12 protein-coding genes and 2 pseudogenes are annotated in these 16,220 nt (G+C 56.3%); 5 read left to right on the forward strand and 9 right to left on the reverse strand.

Translation table 11 applies throughout. The features are described 5' to 3' along the window. Positions 1–836: 836 nt before the first annotated feature. Complete coding sequence (locus IVB41_RS34515; RefSeq protein WP_247439145.1) at positions 837–1,598, reverse strand: sterol desaturase family protein; 762 nt, start codon at positions 1,596–1,598, stop codon at positions 837–839. A 1,561-nt stretch (positions 1,599–3,159) separates the two neighbouring features. Here IVB41_RS34515 and IVB41_RS34520 point away from each other — a divergent pair. After that, positions 3,160–4,800, forward strand: coding sequence for an FAD-dependent oxidoreductase (locus IVB41_RS34520; protein WP_247439147.1), 1,641 nt, complete (start codon positions 3,160–3,162; stop codon positions 4,798–4,800). A gap of 820 nt (positions 4,801–5,620) precedes the next feature. Here IVB41_RS34520 and IVB41_RS34525 read toward each other — a convergent pair. Then, complete coding sequence (locus IVB41_RS34525) at positions 5,621–5,800, reverse strand: hypothetical protein (RefSeq protein WP_155809772.1); 180 nt, start codon at positions 5,798–5,800, stop codon at positions 5,621–5,623. A gap of 295 nt (positions 5,801–6,095) precedes the next feature. On the opposite strand from IVB41_RS34525, the gene IVB41_RS34530 reads away from it, so the two are divergent. Further along, positions 6,096–6,296, forward strand: a complete 201-nt coding sequence (locus IVB41_RS34530; RefSeq protein ID WP_247439149.1) for a hypothetical protein — start codon at positions 6,096–6,098, stop codon at positions 6,294–6,296. Between the two features lie 718 nt (positions 6,297–7,014). After that, on the forward strand, positions 7,015–7,623 hold the full coding sequence (locus tag IVB41_RS34535; protein WP_247439150.1) for an NYN domain-containing protein: 609 nt from the start codon (positions 7,015–7,017) through the stop codon (positions 7,621–7,623). A 173-nt stretch (positions 7,624–7,796) separates the two neighbouring features. Here IVB41_RS34535 and IVB41_RS34540 read toward each other — a convergent pair whose 3' ends face one another. The 3 genes and pseudogenes from IVB41_RS34540 to IVB41_RS34545 form a co-directional block, all read right to left on the reverse strand. Continuing rightward, the gene (locus tag IVB41_RS34540; protein WP_027568054.1) at positions 7,797–8,279 is read right to left on the reverse strand and encodes a hypothetical protein; all 483 of its coding nucleotides are present in this window, start codon (positions 8,277–8,279) and stop codon (positions 7,797–7,799) included. Between the two features lie 202 nt (positions 8,280–8,481). After that, positions 8,482–8,805: pseudogene (locus tag IVB41_RS35990) on the reverse strand (CARDB domain-containing protein); the annotation flags it as partial. A 238-nt stretch (positions 8,806–9,043) separates the two neighbouring features. Further along, positions 9,044–9,622: a hypothetical protein gene (locus IVB41_RS34545; RefSeq protein WP_247439153.1), complete on the reverse strand. Its 579-nt coding sequence runs from the start codon at positions 9,620–9,622 to the stop codon at positions 9,044–9,046. 463 nt (positions 9,623–10,085) lie between these two features. On the opposite strand from IVB41_RS34545, the gene IVB41_RS34550 reads away from it, so the two are divergent. Continuing rightward, the gene (locus IVB41_RS34550; protein ID WP_247439155.1) at positions 10,086–10,415 is read left to right on the forward strand and encodes a hypothetical protein; all 330 of its coding nucleotides are present in this window, start codon (positions 10,086–10,088) and stop codon (positions 10,413–10,415) included. Here IVB41_RS34550 and IVB41_RS34555 read toward each other — a convergent pair. Continuing rightward, positions 10,412–11,565 (reverse strand): IS3 family transposase gene (locus IVB41_RS34555; RefSeq protein WP_247439165.1). Its coding sequence is split into 2 segments (ribosomal slippage): positions 10,412–11,307 and positions 11,307–11,565, totalling 1,155 coding nucleotides; the frame shifts between segments, so codons are not numbered across the junction. The genes IVB41_RS34550 and IVB41_RS34555 overlap by 4 nt on opposite strands. A 70-nt stretch (positions 11,566–11,635) precedes the next feature. Here IVB41_RS34555 and IVB41_RS34560 point away from each other — a divergent pair. Then, positions 11,636–12,041: pseudogene (locus IVB41_RS34560) on the forward strand (GrlR family regulatory protein); the annotation flags it as partial. Positions 12,042–12,226: 185 nt separating this feature from the next. Here the strand turns inward: IVB41_RS34560 and IVB41_RS34565 are convergent. The 3 genes from IVB41_RS34565 to IVB41_RS34575 all read right to left on the reverse strand — a co-directional run. Then, positions 12,227–13,636, reverse strand: coding sequence for a TadE/TadG family type IV pilus assembly protein (locus IVB41_RS34565; protein ID WP_247439168.1), 1,410 nt, complete (start codon positions 13,634–13,636; stop codon positions 12,227–12,229). Positions 13,637–14,359: 723 nt separating this feature from the next. Then, a complete protein-coding gene (locus IVB41_RS34570) occupies positions 14,360–14,569 on the reverse strand; it encodes a hypothetical protein (protein ID WP_247439170.1) in 210 nt (69 codons plus the stop codon). Between the two features lie 1,271 nt (positions 14,570–15,840). Next, positions 15,841–16,220: hypothetical protein (locus tag IVB41_RS34575; protein ID WP_247439173.1), on the reverse strand; the 380-nt coding region annotated here is incomplete at its 5' end.

The raw sequence follows: 16,220 nt of genomic DNA on the forward strand, positions 1-16,220 counted from the left end.
TGTCGTCGGCCGAGAACTGCCGGCGTCGGCCGCTCTCCGTGATGACCTCGACCCGGCGAACCGAGGTCCTGGGCTCAAGCATATGGTCAAGCTTAGACACAAGCCGATCTCCAATCAGAGATCGATCATGCCTCGCTCGACGCCTTCAATGGAAGGTGGGACCGAAACAGCGCTTACCCTTTAACGACCGGGCATTTCTAATGGTGGCCTGCCGGCAACGGCGCCCGTATCGCATGCACGACTCCCGCCATCCGCCGGGCCTCTCGCCGACGTGAGCCGCAGTACCCCGAACAGCGCCTCGGCCGTGCGCAGACAGAAGGCGGTGCCGTTTCGCGCAAAAGCGGCTCGTGGTCTCCTCGCTGAGCCCAATAGAGCGGCGCAACGATCGAGGCAGCGAGTTCCAACGTCGGTTTTCCGACGCTTCGTGAGTTCGCCTTTGGCCTGTCCTCCGTGATCACGTCACCGAGCCTTCCGCTATAAAGTCGTGCGGACTGCTAAGAAGCCGATGACGGCGGACAATATCTGCAAAGCGCTTCTTGCCGGGAAGTCACCAGAGCCTACGCGCCAGCAGGCGAATAGGGTTCAAGCCGCAATCCTCGCGGCGCTGCGGAAGCGCTAGGTCGCCTAGGGGATCGACGTCGTTCAATTTACAAGTTTTGTGAGGCGATGGTGGCCCAATGCTCGTTACTACCGTCCGATCTCACGCGCCACCAATGTTTGATCCTCGGCATCCCCGGACCGAAACCTGGACGTTTGATGCTGTACGGGCAGCACCCAGCTGTTCGCCAGCCTCGACAAAATAACGCATGGCGCCACCACCGCGCGGCGCGACTCTCTCAAATACCAATGAAAAGTCGGATCGGCGGTACAGATTCTCCAATGCCAAAACGTAAAGGTTTTTGGACCGTGTCGGGGTCAACGTAAGTTCCGAACAGGTGATCCCAGATTGGAAATAGCGCGGCTAAATTGCTGTTATAATGGTCCGGATTATCACTGTGATGAATATGATGGTAACGAGGCGTTACGATGAACCACTCAAGCCATCGGTTGCCCCACCATCGGTTGAAGTGCATGAAATCATTCTGCGCAGTGTTCTTTAGGATAATAGCCCAAAAAATCCACCACGGGGAGAACGCGAGAAACGCTCCAGCCGCGATGTATGGTAGATTGACCAACGTCACCTGCGTGACCGAAGCGCGGACGCCGGCTAACCAATACATGTATGTAGGCGCGTGATGCCACTTGTGAGTACGCCAGAAGTGACGTGTGTGCATGAGTCTGTGCACCCAGTAATGTCCAAGATCGCCGATCAGGAGGTAGAGCACGATGCGGATCGCCAGCGGCAATTCCATGACTAAGCGCGGGAGCTCTGGCTCATACGCAATCCAGCGATTTAAAAAATTTGAAATCGGAAAAACACCGAAACCAATCACGAAAGTAACGAGTATATCTTTCGGCAGCACCTCGCGATAAACCACAACATGAGCTAAGTTGCGTTTCTCCAATAACGTCAACACGACCAGCCTAAACGCAAACAGTGCTAAGGCGACCAAAACTACTTTCGGGAAAAATACACGGACTATGTCCCAGAAAACCATCGCCACACCTTAAAGCAATAATCAAAACAATAATGTTGGATGATAGCCAGCCTTAGTGAGGATGACAACTAAGGAGATTCGTCGGCGCAAGTGCAGATTCCCCGTTAAGAAAAGAAGCTAAGGCTGGCAGGCAGCAGAGTTTCTAATTGAGCCTGCGCGCTTATCGCATCGTCGGATAATGCCCCGTGGGGCCTCATCACCTGCAGACGTTATGCAATGGCCGTCGCGAGTTCTACTGGTCTATTTCTGCGGAACGAAGGCTTGGTCTCGCAGGATGGATATTTTCCATGGCGACTGCTACTGGTCGACTACGCTGAGTTGACTTCCGCATTCTACGGCATCAAATTCTCAGTCGCCCATGCAATCCACGGCGGTTTCAGCTTCATTTATATTGCACTTAGATCGTCTTCACCCGGAATTTTTTGAAAATGCGGGCCGCGGCAGTCCCCCTGCTGCGGCCTTCCTCTCGGCAGCCGCAGATTTACTTCCTTGCCAAAGCGATTCGGGAATCTTCGAATTCTTAGGCGCAAAACTCGCACGTTGGTACGGCGAAGTTCGGCCTCGAGCTCAGTGATATGACCTCAAGGCGCAGTCTCCGCAGATAATCCATGGCCTTTTTGATTTCGTGACCCCCACCGCGGCCATCACTGAACCGCCAGATCCATGAAACGGTTGCGAGACCCAAACGGGCGACTGCTAACCTTGCTTAGTTAGATTAATCCAAAGGCTAAGTTGCTTCGTGCGGTTCGTTCTCGCACAATCAAATATCCGAGGCTGGCCCTAAGTTCATTTCAGAGATTTCCCGACAGGCCTCGCCATTGTTTTGCGACCTGTTTTGAACCGTTGCGAGGACATCGATGAGCACTTCAGCTCAGACGCGCAGTGATTGCCAATTGACGACTATGGAAGCGATCAAAGAACGCCTGGCGATATGCAGTGTCGCCTTGAAAGTGCTCTCGCTAAGACTAAGACGGAGCGCGAGCAGTTGCATGAGAAATTCGAGGCCGGAATTAGCTTAGTGGCAGCGCGCCACGGCTCCGCCGCAACCCGATCTCTCTGAATATGTGAGCGTCGGCAGTACGAACATCGCGGCGGGCGGCAGCGCCACCATCGACGCCTATGCCATCAACATTGGTAGCGATACTTCGGGTGCCTCGACAGCGAAAATGCACTTTTTCAACCGGCGCCACCATCACGACGTCCGCTACCGTTGCCCCAGCGGCGACCCATCAAAGGGCGTGGCGCTGCCTCAGCGCCCATTAATGGCGTTGAGCGGCGTCCGGCAAGTCGGTGTGTAAGTCCGCCATCGCGGTCGATGTCATTCTGTATCTGCCCGGTCCGTCATCTATGCGAGTGGCGAAGCGAACTGCTTTGGGGGCTTGAACGCCAGCGTTTCATTCCGCCAAGCAAAGTGTCATTCCTGCTTACCTATCAGGCAACGGCGGAGCCAACTAAGGTGCATTAGAGAAAAGCCGTTGCAAGACACATTAACATGTGTGGTTTCCTGCCGATTGGAATTGTCGCACCCTGCCATTTATCTAAGTGTCAGGATCTTTAAATAATGATTGCACATGGCCTTCATGGCCTCGCCTCCAACAACGCCGATGTGACAGTAATCGGAGCCGGCCCCGCTGGTATTACTCTGGCGCTTGAGTGTGCCCGGATCGGGAAATCGGTACTCTTGCTCGAAAGTGGAGCGAAGGGTGGATCCAGAGACGCGCAACAACTCTCTGGCGCGCAGATCATTGATGTAAACAGCCACTACGAGATGGCGGTTTGCGTTTCTAGACGCTTTGGTGGTGCATCCAATCTTTGGGGGGCGAGGTGTCAACCACTCGACCCAATCGACTTCTCAGCACGACCGGGGTTGACCGAAGCGAAGTGGCCTATCGCATTCGAGGAGCTCCTCCCATTTTATGCAGCTGCCTGTAGTTACGCTTCGTGTGGCGAGCCGGCTTTCACCGCTGCCGCAATGCATGACGCGCTTCACGACCGCGCGCAGGTCGATACTCATCGTCTTGAGAGATTTTCCAATAGACCAAAATTTCAAAGAGCTCACAAGACGTCGCTGTCATCTCCACGCATTGACGTTCGCCTCAATGCGACGGTGATCGGGTTCGCTCTTCGGGAAAACGGGGCAATAGGCGAAATCGTCGTGTCCAGATCTGGTCGCGAACGCATCACCATCCCGGTCAGGGAGGTCGTGATAGCCTGCGGTGGTCTTGAGAGCACCAGGCTGTTGCTAACGATCCAGCGCGAACACCCCGAGATCTTTGGTGGCACAGGCGGACCACTTGGTCGCTATTATATGGCTCATTTGGTTGGAGACATCGCGAACATCACCTTTGCAAGTGACAACCATGTCGATGCATTTGGCTTTCTTCTTGATGGCAATGGTTCATATGTGCGTCGGCGCATGATCCTTTCAGACGAAGTTCAGCGGGAGAACAAGTTACTCAATTGTGCGTTTTGGCCGATCGTGATGCCCGTCTCGGATGCTTCACACGGCTCCGGCATTTCGTCGCTCGCTTATCTAACGGTGGCTCTCGGGCCGCTCGCCAGGAGGGTACTACCCGAAGCAATCCGAATGCGTCACCTGAGGCCAGACGTGGCTTGGACGCGGCATCTCGAAAACGCGATGCGAGATCTGCCACGCATCGCTGCCTTTCTGCCAAAGTTCGCTTACCAAAGATACGTTGCGACGGCTCGTCTTCCGGGATTTTTTGTAAAGAACCGAATGCGGCGTTATGGTCTGGCGTACCACCAAGAGCAACTTTCGGACCGCTCCAGTCGCGTGTGGCTAAACCGCGACACCGACAGACTCGGAGTTCCGAGATTGTCTGTGTGCCTGAAATTTGATCGCAGAAATGCGGAAAGTCTTGTTCGATCTCACCGACTTTTGCAAAAGTGGCTTGATCGAACAAGCGTCGGTACACTCCACTATCGCTATCCCAACGAGGAGTTAGAGGATACTGTGCTCGCCAGGGCGCGCCATGGGACACATCAGATCGGCACAGCAAGGATGGGGCTGGACCGAAGAGATGCCGTCGTAGATCGCTCCCTCCGTACCTTTGACGTCCCGAATTTACACGTCTTGAGCTCGGCCGTGATGCCCACATCTGGCCAAGCGGGTCCGACGCTAACAATCATCGCGCTTGCCGTGAAGCTTGCGCGAGATCTGGGTCAGACCTTGACCGCATAGCCAGCATCATCGTCGCCTTTTGAAGAGTCGCATCCCAGTCCTGCTCTTGTGACGTAGAGCTCGGACGTTTTAACGGAAGCGACGAAGCTCTGTTCCACCCTCGGCTGCCGCAACTTCTAAACGCAGATTTCGAAGCATCTCCATCGTTGTGCCGACTTCTCCTTTTGATAGTTGCCCGGGTCGCGACAGCAATGGCGGCTTCATGGATAATTCTCGAGTAGACATAGCGTGCCATCAGAGCTGGGTACCACAGCATAGGTTACAGAACATCTGAACTATGGGGACCCCGTGCCGATGCCGCAGTTGTCTCCAATATCGCAAAAGGTCCTACGTCCAAACCGCCTTCAATCTTTGGACGACCTTTAGCCTCGCGAGTTCTGCAACCGGCCGACTACCCGCCGCAGTGAGCCAGTCTACCGTCTGGCCGGGGTTGCTGGCGCAAGGCCCATCTCGTCTCAGCGACATACCGCCGCGCGGCGTAAGCTGCCACCTCTGTGTTGTTAGGGAGGCGAAGTAATAGCTGCCAAGCTGCCACCACGCAGCGGTCGCTAAGCCATTTCTCAGCAGGCGATTCCGCTTCGGGTCAAAATGCGAAGTGGCGGCGATCTCTTGGCTCGTCAGTATATTTCTTGGATGTGGACGTTGATCGCCACGGTCTCAGGTCGGCAACGGATCCCAAGCGGAATTGTCGATGTCGTGCAAGGAGCCGCCAACCTGGCGGCCCTTTGAAGGATAACTGTCTCTGGCCATGTCCGGTCTCAAAGATTGACTGACAAGGCGCCGCCACCGCGCGCGGGTTGAACGGCGTTGAGTATAAGCTCTAGTCCAGTTGCGGCTCCAGGCGGATGAGGCGTCGATCCCCGCACCAAAGTTCTACGGGGTGCTCGTCCACCATCGCAGCGGCCCTTTCCTTTGCTTCGACCTCCGTCGCGCAGTCGACTAGATCCAAACTTAAGGCATCGCCAAGCTCGTCGAGCACGTAAATCTGATAGATCATCATGATCCCTCGCTCACCGAAGGCCCGGTGATACGTCAATCAATCTAACATAAGCTCGGGATTGCCAAGTTTTTCCCGGCGTCTGTCAGATTCTTGTTGGCAGAAGCGAATCATCTTGCCATGCTGCTGTAACCGGGCTGGCACATTCATCTCTCATCTATTTACACTGGGGTTCTGTAGCAACGGCAAGGCTGCAGCAGGCATTTCAGTACAAGTTGTTTGGGGTCAGCACATCGAACTCCCAGGCCGCCTTTCAGTGGCCTCTTCGTTGAGCACTCAATTCTGCGGGGACATTGCAATGGCCAAACCAGCCGTTTCCCGTGATGCTTTTCGTGGATTATTAGCATTCTACGCGGCGAAAGCTCATCACGACCATAAAACCAAAGGCGAAGAATCCCTTTTGAGGTTGTTCGGTCTGCGGAATACATTCCTGACAGCCTTCTGCAGAAATGGTCCGAAACAGCTGATCTACTCGGTCCGGAAACGGTTGGAAGTGTAGTGGAGCCGCGCGCTCGTGAACTCGCGAGCGGCGGCGCTCGGTACGACAATGCGAGTGATTTTCTCCAGGCGCTCCTGCGAGACCTCGGGCGAAAAGTGCAGTAATCAGTTTCCGCGCTCATCTTGCGCGCTTATGATCAACCTTGACTTCGTAGAGCATCTTCTGCCCCTCACGCAGGCGCCTTAGCCCGGCGCATCGGGCTATTGACCTCTCGATTCGACCCACGCCTTCCCTCTAGGTCGGGGGGTGCGTGGCGCCTCACTCTTTGAGGAGAGCGACCAGGCTGCCGGTGAAAGTGATTCCGATACGGAGCCGCCAATAACATTTGGAAAAGTTTCCCTGGTGGCCCGGTAACGAGCTGCAGCCCTGCTGCACTCGGTGCCCATCAACAAAGGGGTGCCCGAGCGGTCAATGATGCACCATCGCCAGGCACGACCGCGCCGATGCATCGACATATCAAAGAGGAAAAATCGCCAGCTTTCATCCGTAGCACCTTCAAATGCGCACTTGGAAATGGACAGGATACATTAGAAATTTGACGGGAGAACTTTCGGACGGTGGTAGAGTTCCACCACAGAGTCAGATATTAGTTGAAGCTTAAAACGTTTAGCGCTAAGCGACGAGCGCCGGTGGCTACCCATAGAGAGTGCGACCGAAAATATTTGCGTGACGAAAACTGGGATGTTTTTTCCTTCTTGCCCCGCCGAAAGCTCAGACGATGTCCCATTCACCTACCGACAAGATCGCGCTCTTCATCGATGGAGCCAATCTCTACGCGACAGCGAAAACTCTGGGCTTCGACATCGATTACAAGCGCCTGTTGAAGGAGTTTCAGAGTCGCGGGACGCTGCTGAGGGCGTTCTACTACACCGCCATCATCGAGGATCAGGAGTACTCCTCGATCCGCCCGCTGATCGACTGGCTCGGCTACAACGGCTACACCGTCGTCACCAAGGCGACCAAGGAGTTCATCGACGCATCCGGCCGCCGCAAGGTCAAGGGCAACATGGACATCGAGCTCGCCGTGAACGCCATGGAGCTGGCCGAGCACATCGACCAGATGGTGCTGTTCTCGGGTGACGGCGACTTCCGCTCTCTGGTCGAGGCCGTTCAGCGCCGCGGCGTGCGGGTCACCTTGATTTCCACGATCGCCAGCCAGCCGCCGATGATCGCCGACGAGCTGCGCCGGCAGGCCGACGTCTTCATCGACCTCGTCGAGCTGCAGCTCAAGCTCGGCCGCGACCCGACCGAACGCCCCGCCCGCGATATCCGAGCCCACCCACCTAAGTTCTTGCAGCAGCCGAAAGGCAATGACCCATTGGTCTAGCGACTTTCATGCTGGGACTTTTGCCGACGTGTTCGCATACCAAACGTTATGGAAGAAGTCGGCCACTGGCCGAGACAAAGCGTACGAAAGCTTGATTTATGAATCTCGGCAGCGATGCTGGTCGCACAGTTATTGCCGCCATCGGCTTAGGAGCTTAGATCGCACCATTTCCTTCAGACAAAATGAAAGTCGGCTTGATGCTGATGCAATTCGGCCAAACCCACATTGTCGATCGTAATCGTGTCGTTTGACGTGGCAGCGATCACCACACTGCCGTTGCCGTCTTCAAAGGCGGAAGCGACAAGCGCCTCAGCATTCGCGAATACTGTGCGCTCAATCTCTATTATATCGCTCGCGAGATCGAAGTCGGTGATGGTGACGTTCTTGAATCCCGGCTTAAACACAAAGGTGTCGCTGTGATCCTGGCCAGCCGCAAGGCTGAAAGCAGCTGAGCTCGTCACAGTAATCTGCGTGACGTTGTAGGTATTGTTGGCTTCGTTGGCTTCGCTGACCTGATTGCCATCGTCGGCGATGCCGCCAATGTAGTAAGTCCCTGGCGCGAGATTGGCTGCGAGCGCCACCGACAGGTTCTGATGGTCGTAGTAGCCGGCCTGGCCGACGCTCGTCAGTGCCGGCGAATTGAGGGTCGCTAGCATCTGACGTCGTGATGGTGGCGTCGGTCGAAAGGTATATTTTCGCGGTCGATGCCCCTGATACGCCGCTGCCGATGTTCATGGCGTAAGCGTCGATCGTGGTACTGCCGCCGCCCCCGATGGTGGTGCTCCCGACGCTCACATATTCGGAGAGGTCGGGTTGCGGCGGGGCCGTCACGGTGATTTTCGTGACGTTGTAGGTGTTGTTGGCCTCGTTGCTCTCGTTGATCTGGTTGTTGGCGTCGGCAATGCCGCCGATGTAGTAGGTGCCTGGCGCAAGATTGGCGGCCAGCGTCACGGGGAGCGTCTGATGATCGAAATATCCGGCCTGGCCGGCGCTCGTCAGTGCCCCAGAGTTCACAGTCGCGAGCACTGTATCTGACGCCGTGATGGTGGCGTCGGTCGAAAAGTATATTTTCGCGGTCGATGCTCCTGATACGCCGCTGCCAATGTTCATGGCATAGGCGTCGATGGTGGCGCTGCCGCCCGCCGCGATCGTAGTGCTCCCGACGCAAGCGCCTTCGACGATCCTTGTGAATCAACCGAACGTTAGGCGAGCGATCTATGCCCTGGCGGAGTCACTACCATTAGTCGGGCGCATGTCAGGCACAAAGGCGCATAGAATTATCGCAAAAACCCTGGCCGGCTAGACAAAATGCACTAGCGCAAGGCGCTCCGTGAACATCCGACTATAGCTGCGTGCACATCTCAAACGTCTACGTGCACATCTCATAACGCACATTCGACAGCGAGACGGCTTGCACAGATCAATCCCGGTCCGGCAATTCGCTCATGCTGCGTGGCAAGGCTAGAATTGCGTCTTGATCAGCCCTATTCCGTTTGATTGTCTTGCAGGCGTATTCAGCGATGCCAGCAGCGCCGTGGATAGGCTTCACATGAATGCGTCTGATCCCGTGGAGAGTATACGCCTGCTGCTTTTGTTCAAGATGATCAATGACGCATCCACGGAAACGCGAATACCGCGGAATCATCATGGGCCCGTTGTAGTGGAGGCCCCCGGCATTCATTGAGACCTCTCGTAAAGAAGCCATTTCGCGCTTGGCAACAGGCTTGTCGGGAAAGAGAAGCAACCGCGGTATACGCGATTGAGAGTGTGCGGATCTGGGTGCCCTATCAAAACGTTTACTAGATCGGCCGTAGTACTTTTCAATGGCTTTACGCATCTGCGCCAATACCGCCTCCTCCGATCCAGGAAGACGTTCGAACATAAAATTGATGTAAAACGGGCTCCACCAGTCAGTGCTAGCGTGATCTAAAATCCATTCATTCAACCCGGGTATCAATACCGAGTTGGCGACTGTGTATCCGCTTCTACTGCTATACATTAGTAGCTCCTATTATGACACTATCTGGGTACGCTCTAGAAAGACTCTCATGCTGAGTTGATCAGACCTTCTCTATGTCTCCTAAGAAGGGTTATTACGTACTGTTACTAGCGGATACACAGTCACCAACTGGACAGCCTCCTGCATATCGAATCCTGAGATCCGAATGTTTCGACCAGATGGAGCAGGCACTTTACCCTAGGCTGCACGTAGCTCTCCTGATGGGCTTTGCGATCTGCTCACGAAATTAGTGTTCTCGGGCCATACAGATGGTCGCGTTTTGGAACCAAAATGCACACTTTATCTCCGGCTTTGCCAATCCAACAATCAGCCAACGGCCCAAGCCAGGATCGAGGCTCCTCCGTCTTCTTTTCGTCAGACGGTGCAGTTTCGTATCGCTGGATTTGGCTCTTCTGCTAAGCTGGTTAAGATCACGAGGCGAACTACGGTGCGGATGGGCAACTTGCAGAACCTTTTCAATGGGTTTTTCAAAAGCGAATTCAGGATCAACGAAGCGGTTGGACGTAGCGTTACCTACGTTCGTGGGGGCAAGTTGTTGGGGGGCAATTCAGGGTTCGCCCATATAGGCACCTACCGAATTGCGGAAGACGAAATACACGTCGATGTGACGAGCCGACGGCACAATTTCGATGTCGGTCATCAATCGCTGCTCGGCTCCGACGTTTCGACGATATCTGTCAGCGGACGGGCCGTCGGCAAGGCGTTTCACTTCGAAGGCGGATCACCGCAGGTGCCTAATGAGCTGCACCCGGTTCCGTTGACACCGGCTTAAGCTAATCCAGCCTGCCGTTCGAACTCCATAGGACTCAAATACCCGATCGTCGAGTGCCTTCGCTTCGGGTTATAGAAGCGCTCGATGTAGTCGAACACGTCGGCCTTGGCCTCGTTGCGTGACCGGTACACTTTGCGCGCAGTTCGCTCGGTCTTCAAGGACGAGAAGAAGCTCTCCATTGCGGCGTTGTCCCAGACGTTACCTGACCGGCTCATCGAGCAGATCACGCCGTGATCGGCCATCAGCCTCTGGAACGGTTCGCTGGTGTATTGGCTGCCGCGATCGGAATGATGCAGCAGCGCGTCCGGTTTGCCTCGTCGCCAGATCGCCATCACCAGGGCATCGGTGACGAGCTGTGCCGTCATCGCTGGACTCATTGACCAGCCGACCACCCGCCGCGAGAACAGATCAACGACGGCGGCGACATAGAGCCAACCCTCCGCCGTCCAAACATACGTGAAGTCAGCGATCCATTTGCGGTTGGGAGCGGGCGCTTCGAAGGAGCGGTCGAGCACGTTGGGAGCGACGGCGGCGACCTGCCGCTCACCCAGATCGGGCGGCAGTCGACGCCGTCGCGGGCGTGCTTTGAGGGCCTGCAGCCGCATCAATCGTTCGATCCGGTGTAGCCCGCACGATATTCCTTCGGCCAGTAGGTCGTGCCACACTCGCCTGGCGCCATAGGTTCGGTCGCTGGCCAGGAAGCTGGCACGAACCTTCGCGCCGAGCTCTTCTTCGGTCCGGCTGCGTTCACTGCGCGGCCGTGTCAGCCAGGCATAGAACCCACCCCGCGAGACACCGAGCGCCTCGCACAACCATTCCGCCGGCCAGATCCTTCGGTGCTTCGCAACGAAACCGAACTTCACGTCGATTCCTTCGCGAAGTAGGCAGCGGCTTTTTTTAGGATGTCCCGTTCGGCCTTCAGCTTGGTGACCTCACGCTTGAGCTGCGCGATCTCCAACTGCTCCGGCTTCATCTGACCGTGGCCGGGGAATGCATGTTGCGGATCATCCGCAAGCAGCTTCACCCAACTACGCAACTGTGTCGGATGAATACCAAGGTCATTCGACGCCTGCGCATACGACACGCCGCGCTGCTTGATCAGCCGCACGGCCTCAAGCTTGAACTCCCGCGTAAACTGCCTTCTCTCCATGACGCACCTCCTGCTCCATAAAACACCTAACTTGGCGTCTTCGGAACCGGGTGCAGCTCATAACGCCGTTTTTCGATCCGTCATGACTCCGCTAGACGAGAGCGACCTGGCGGCACCCGGTTTAGTCGGCGAAGCTGGCATTACCGACGGATTATACTCCATTCGTTTGAGCATTTTGGATGGTGTCCCCGGTGGACTGACCAATGCTTTTGAACAACGGACGTATCTTGGGGGGCGATGCTTTCTTTTACTATCTAGGGTCGTATTCCTCGTCTAATGGACGATGGAAAGGGCAGATGGTCAATCAGGAACACACGCCAGCGCGAGGTGAAGACCCAGTTTTTGGAGGACACGAGATCGGAATTGGCTTTTCAGGGACTTGCAATGCGGGGGGCGGCTCTCTTGAGGGCACAGCACTTGCGGGCAAGCGCAGCATCCGGTTCGAAGCCCAACTTAGATTAATCTATGCTGCCTAGACGTGCAGCCATTAGCCGGCTGGCCGCGCCCTAACGGCCGCTTCAACTTAGGGGACCTGAGGGCCAACAAGTGACGTCGGGTCGGAGCTCATGTGCGGCTACGATTTCGCCCTTAGGGGGCTCTGTGTGCTGTCGCCAGCCTTTGCTTCCCCTGGGCCAGGACCAAGCAAAATACACATGTGGGTCTACTTCGAAACGCGCAACTTGGAGATCGAGGTGCCGATCTGTGTGAAGGCGGTGTCGATCTCACTCGGGTTGCTCAGCATGAAGAAGTTTGCCGAGCCGCTTGCACATTTGGGCAGCACGGGCGACACGCCAGTCCCGTCATCAAGCTGGACCGTGTAGATGGTCGTGTTTTTAGCCTTGACCGCGGCGCACAGAGCCTCCATCCGCGTGTCGATCTTGCCGCGTTCGGTCGACGACGACGTCATGGACCCGTCGCCATTCCAGCGGTTGACTGTGTTCTGACCGTCGGTGAACAGGATGATCACGTGCTGGTAGACGTTGTTGACGTCCTCGGCCGGTGCGTTCAGCGGCGCCTGCTGCAGCAGCGATAACCAGCCCCAGTGCAGGCCGATGGTCTGATTGGTGCCGCCGTTCGCCGACATCGCGTCGATAGTGCTCTTGACGGTGCTGGATGTGCTGGTCAGCGCCAGCATCTTGGCAGGGCAGTACGGGTCCTGATCGGCGACAAATTGGGTCGTCAACGCCGATGGCAACGCGTCGGAGACGTCATAGCTCTGATCGCGGTCGGAGACGCAGCCGTTCCAGTTCGAAGTCGAAGGCGAGCCGACGGAATGGCTCCAGGTGTAGCCGTGCCCCTTGCACATCGCCATCGTGTACCAGGAGCTCCGGCCGCTGCTGCAGTAGGAGTTGCCGGAGGAATCCTCCGACCTGGGGTCCCATAGATCCCAACGCAACCACGCGGCCGAGGCCTTATCGGTGCCCACGTTGACGGCGCTCGCGAATGGAATCACGGAGAGCATGACGTCCCCCGGGGTCTTCGCAAGCGCCCCGAGCTTGTCGACAAGGTTCTTGGATGCAGTCTTCAGGTTGCTGATCTTGGTGCCCGCCATCGAGCCGGTGTTGTCGAGCACCAGCGCGACGCGAAGCAGGCTGTTCCCCCAAGTCGAAGTCGAGCCGACGCTGAAGTCGAGGGTTGGAAACCCAGCAATCTGCATGAACTGGCTCTTGATTTCGCCCGACGCCGTCATTCTTATCGTGGATCCCTTGCCGCCGTTGTTGGCGGTGTAGGTGGCTGATGCCTTGACGTTTTGGCTGTCTATCTCGGTATAGAGTGCGGTGAAGTAAGCCGCGCCAGCGGTCGGGACTTGATCAGCCGTGATCTTCCCGTCGGACAAGTTCTTAGCGACCATTAGCGCGGCTGAATCGAGCGCACCCTGCATCGCGGTGCGGGCGCGACTGGCGCGGCTGTAGTCGATCGCGGCCCCGACGAATGACAAAATCGGCAGCAAGGCGATGGCGAAGATGACGGCGATATTGCCGCGCTCGTCCCTGGCGAAGCGACCTAAGTGGTTGGCGGCGGAATAAGGGCTAAAGGGCATCCGGAATCCTTTGCAACCTGCAATAGGCAAAGGACTTTAAGCATACGTTAAGCTATAAACTAAAATTCGGGTCAACGGCCTTCGGCACGCAGCACCAAGGGAACAACGCGTTCGGTGAGCTGAAGGTAGCAGGCTAAGCTCGCACGTCGATCTTCGTTACTCCTCTGTCAACTGCGGGAATAACTTTCCGCTTTTCCTGCTCGTTCTACCCCGCTGTTTCTGAAAGCGCTGCAAGCGGGCATAAACTGATTGGCGTGTGCGGCCTAGCCGCTCGCCAGCCTGCTCAGCCGTGGCACCTGCGCCAAAGAGCGAAAGCAATTCCTCCTCTCGGCAACCACGGACGTACCAATGTGCGACTATTCGCCATTTGAAGACGGCCCTTAAAGGCGCGGCGGTGCAGGCCGCCTCGGTGGGTCTGGAACACGCGCTGGGCGCTCTAATCGAGGCGGCGCTGGCAAACGGGTGGGCTCCGGCGCACGGTTACCGCGCGTCATCCAAGCCGCCAAGCGGGCATAGCTGCGCCGGAGGCTGGGTAAAAACCACTCGGGTTTATCCTCATGATTCATGGTGAAACTGTACAGGACGCGGGTTTAGGAATGGTTGCCGGCTACATGGCAGCTGAGCGCCGCCTGCGGCGGGCGGGGCCCTTGGCGTGCGCGACTACAGTGCGCCGCGCGCGATGCTGCGGGGACAGCCTCTGAGAGCTGCCAAGCCAAACGTCGAATCGCGAGGCTAGGCGGCTGATTTGAGTGGCTAGCCGCCTTTATTACCGGATTTTTCGGCAATTCGAATCGCAACCCCGCCGGCGTCACCCCCGGCGGTTCTTTCGTCGGAGGTCTGATCAGCCTTCTGCGCGAGCTCTTCAACCAGCATCAACAGTGCGCGCCGCTTCCCACGGCTCTTGATTTCTTTAAAGGCACTCACCAGACACAACACTTCGCGATCATTCTCGGGAAAAGTCATTTGCGACTCCGGACCGACAGCCGCAGCAGGGAACTGCTGCGGCTGTCATCCTCGAAAAATCCGGGTGAAAAATCTAAGCGAACTATGAGCCAGCCCCGGCAGCCGTTTTTTAGAACGCAAGCTTGCGTGTCGGCAAACTGTTTATTTTAGCAAGGGCACAAAACTAATTCAGCTGCTTAACGTACGTTGTTGATTTCGGACTCGAGGGATGGCCTGCCCGTGGCGCCAAACGACGAAGGCCGCAGCAGGGGGACTGCTGCGGCCAACGCGATGGTCAAAAAAAATCCGGGTGAAAACGATCTAAGTGAAATATGAGCCAGCCCCGGTGAATGCATCATACCGGCAAGCTGAGCGGCTACAATATGATCTAAATCACAAATCAAATTAGTAATTAATCTGAACCATAATGCGCTGAGGGAGAGCGCCGCCGGGCTGGCTGGCGGGCTCTCACCCAAGCACAAAGCCGTGTATGTCCCCCACGGCCCCGTCCCGAGAAGCACCATGATCCAATCTGTTTAAAGAGTGCTGACGATTACTCGTCGCGTAAATAGTTATCAACGGGAAGATCAAACGCTAAGTAGACTGAGAAAATCGCTGCCGCGACTAAGATCAATGTTGCTAATGCGAGGCACAGGAACACGGGATTACTCATTACTGGTTGATTAATCAATTCGATTTAATCCATTTATGTAGCTCTGACAAACCGAATTAAATGATATTCTTGCATGCAAGTTTCATTTGATTTTTGATGGTTCGGGGGGGGCCGTGGGTACTTTGCTACTGTTACTCGCGGCGTGCGTTGTTGGTCTCCTTCTCGTGCTGGCCTTCCGCCGATAGGGCCGACTGCGTACGCAAGAGTTGCCAAGAATCCTCAGCCCAGCGCCAAATCCAAGCTGTTGGGCTTGTTGGTTTTGACTGTGCGCGGTTGAGCGCGTTCACTTGAGGAGGTGGACGGAGAGGAACGTGATCGTCTGGCTTTCAGTCATTCTCATTGGCGTGAGCGTCGCAATCCTGATTGCGCACACGATCGATGCGATACGTTCCGGAGAGTAGCGACACCCTAAGGCGAGTGACGAATACCGCGGAGACACGGCCCCGGGTTCAGGGGGGCTATTGAGGGTAGGTCCGGGCCGCCCGCCAGCTCGGCGGGAGCCGGCATTCGACTCAAGCAAAAACTGCCCGTCCGGTTCCTCTCACGGCGCCGCTAGATTCTCGCTTGGTGTCAGCAGCCGCACGAGTCCCGCTGTATGCAGTTCGAGCCAGCCTTTCTCCTACCCGACATCCGAACCTGCTTTTCCTGCTTTCCAACCCTTCTCTGTAGGCTGATAACGCTCCCCCTGTTTCACCAACCAGCGGCCTTCGATCATCTTCTCTGCCAAAACCTTTGAGCACGCCGGCAGGTTGCTCCCAGCATGGCCGTCTCTGCGCTCGACCATAAAGCCGTAGACGCGCGTCAGCCGTAGTGCTTTCAGCATGCCTGGAATGAGAACTACGGTCGTGCTCGTCATCGCTCTCCAAATGACGGCACTACCCGAACGTTCCTGAAGCCACTTGAACCGCCCCGGGTTTGCCGGAGGCTCCAACTCCTGAGAGGATGGAGCCATGACGAGCAAGACGACGAACAAGTTTTCACCCGAGGTCCGGGCCCGAG

This window comes from Bradyrhizobium sp. 44 (assembly GCF_023073095.1).
In the GTDB taxonomy this organism is placed as follows: Bacteria; Pseudomonadota; Alphaproteobacteria; order Rhizobiales; family Xanthobacteraceae; genus Bradyrhizobium.

Excerpts from the sequence above, each read along its gene's own strand:
- IVB41_RS34540 (WP_027568054.1), bottom strand. The coding sequence starts at position 8,279 with ATGCTAGCGACCCTCAATTCGCCGGCACTGACGAGCGTCGGCCAGGCC.
- IVB41_RS34525 (WP_155809772.1), bottom strand. The coding sequence starts at position 5,800 with ATGATGATCTATCAGATTTACGTGCTCGACGAGCTTGGCGATGCCTTA.
- IVB41_RS34535 (WP_247439150.1), top strand. The coding sequence starts at position 7,015 with ATGTCCCATTCACCTACCGACAAGATCGCGCTCTTCATCGATGGAGCC.
- IVB41_RS34570 (WP_247439170.1), bottom strand. The coding sequence starts at position 14,569 with ATGACTTTTCCCGAGAATGATCGCGAAGTGTTGTGTCTGGTGAGTGCC.
- IVB41_RS34520 (WP_247439147.1), top strand. The coding sequence starts at position 3,160 with ATGATTGCACATGGCCTTCATGGCCTCGCCTCCAACAACGCCGATGTG.
- IVB41_RS34530 (WP_247439149.1), top strand. The coding sequence starts at position 6,096 with ATGGCCAAACCAGCCGTTTCCCGTGATGCTTTTCGTGGATTATTAGCA.
- IVB41_RS34545 (WP_247439153.1), bottom strand. The coding sequence starts at position 9,622 with ATGTATAGCAGTAGAAGCGGATACACAGTCGCCAACTCGGTATTGATA.
- IVB41_RS34515 (WP_247439145.1), bottom strand. The coding sequence starts at position 1,598 with ATGGTTTTCTGGGACATAGTCCGTGTATTTTTCCCGAAAGTAGTTTTG.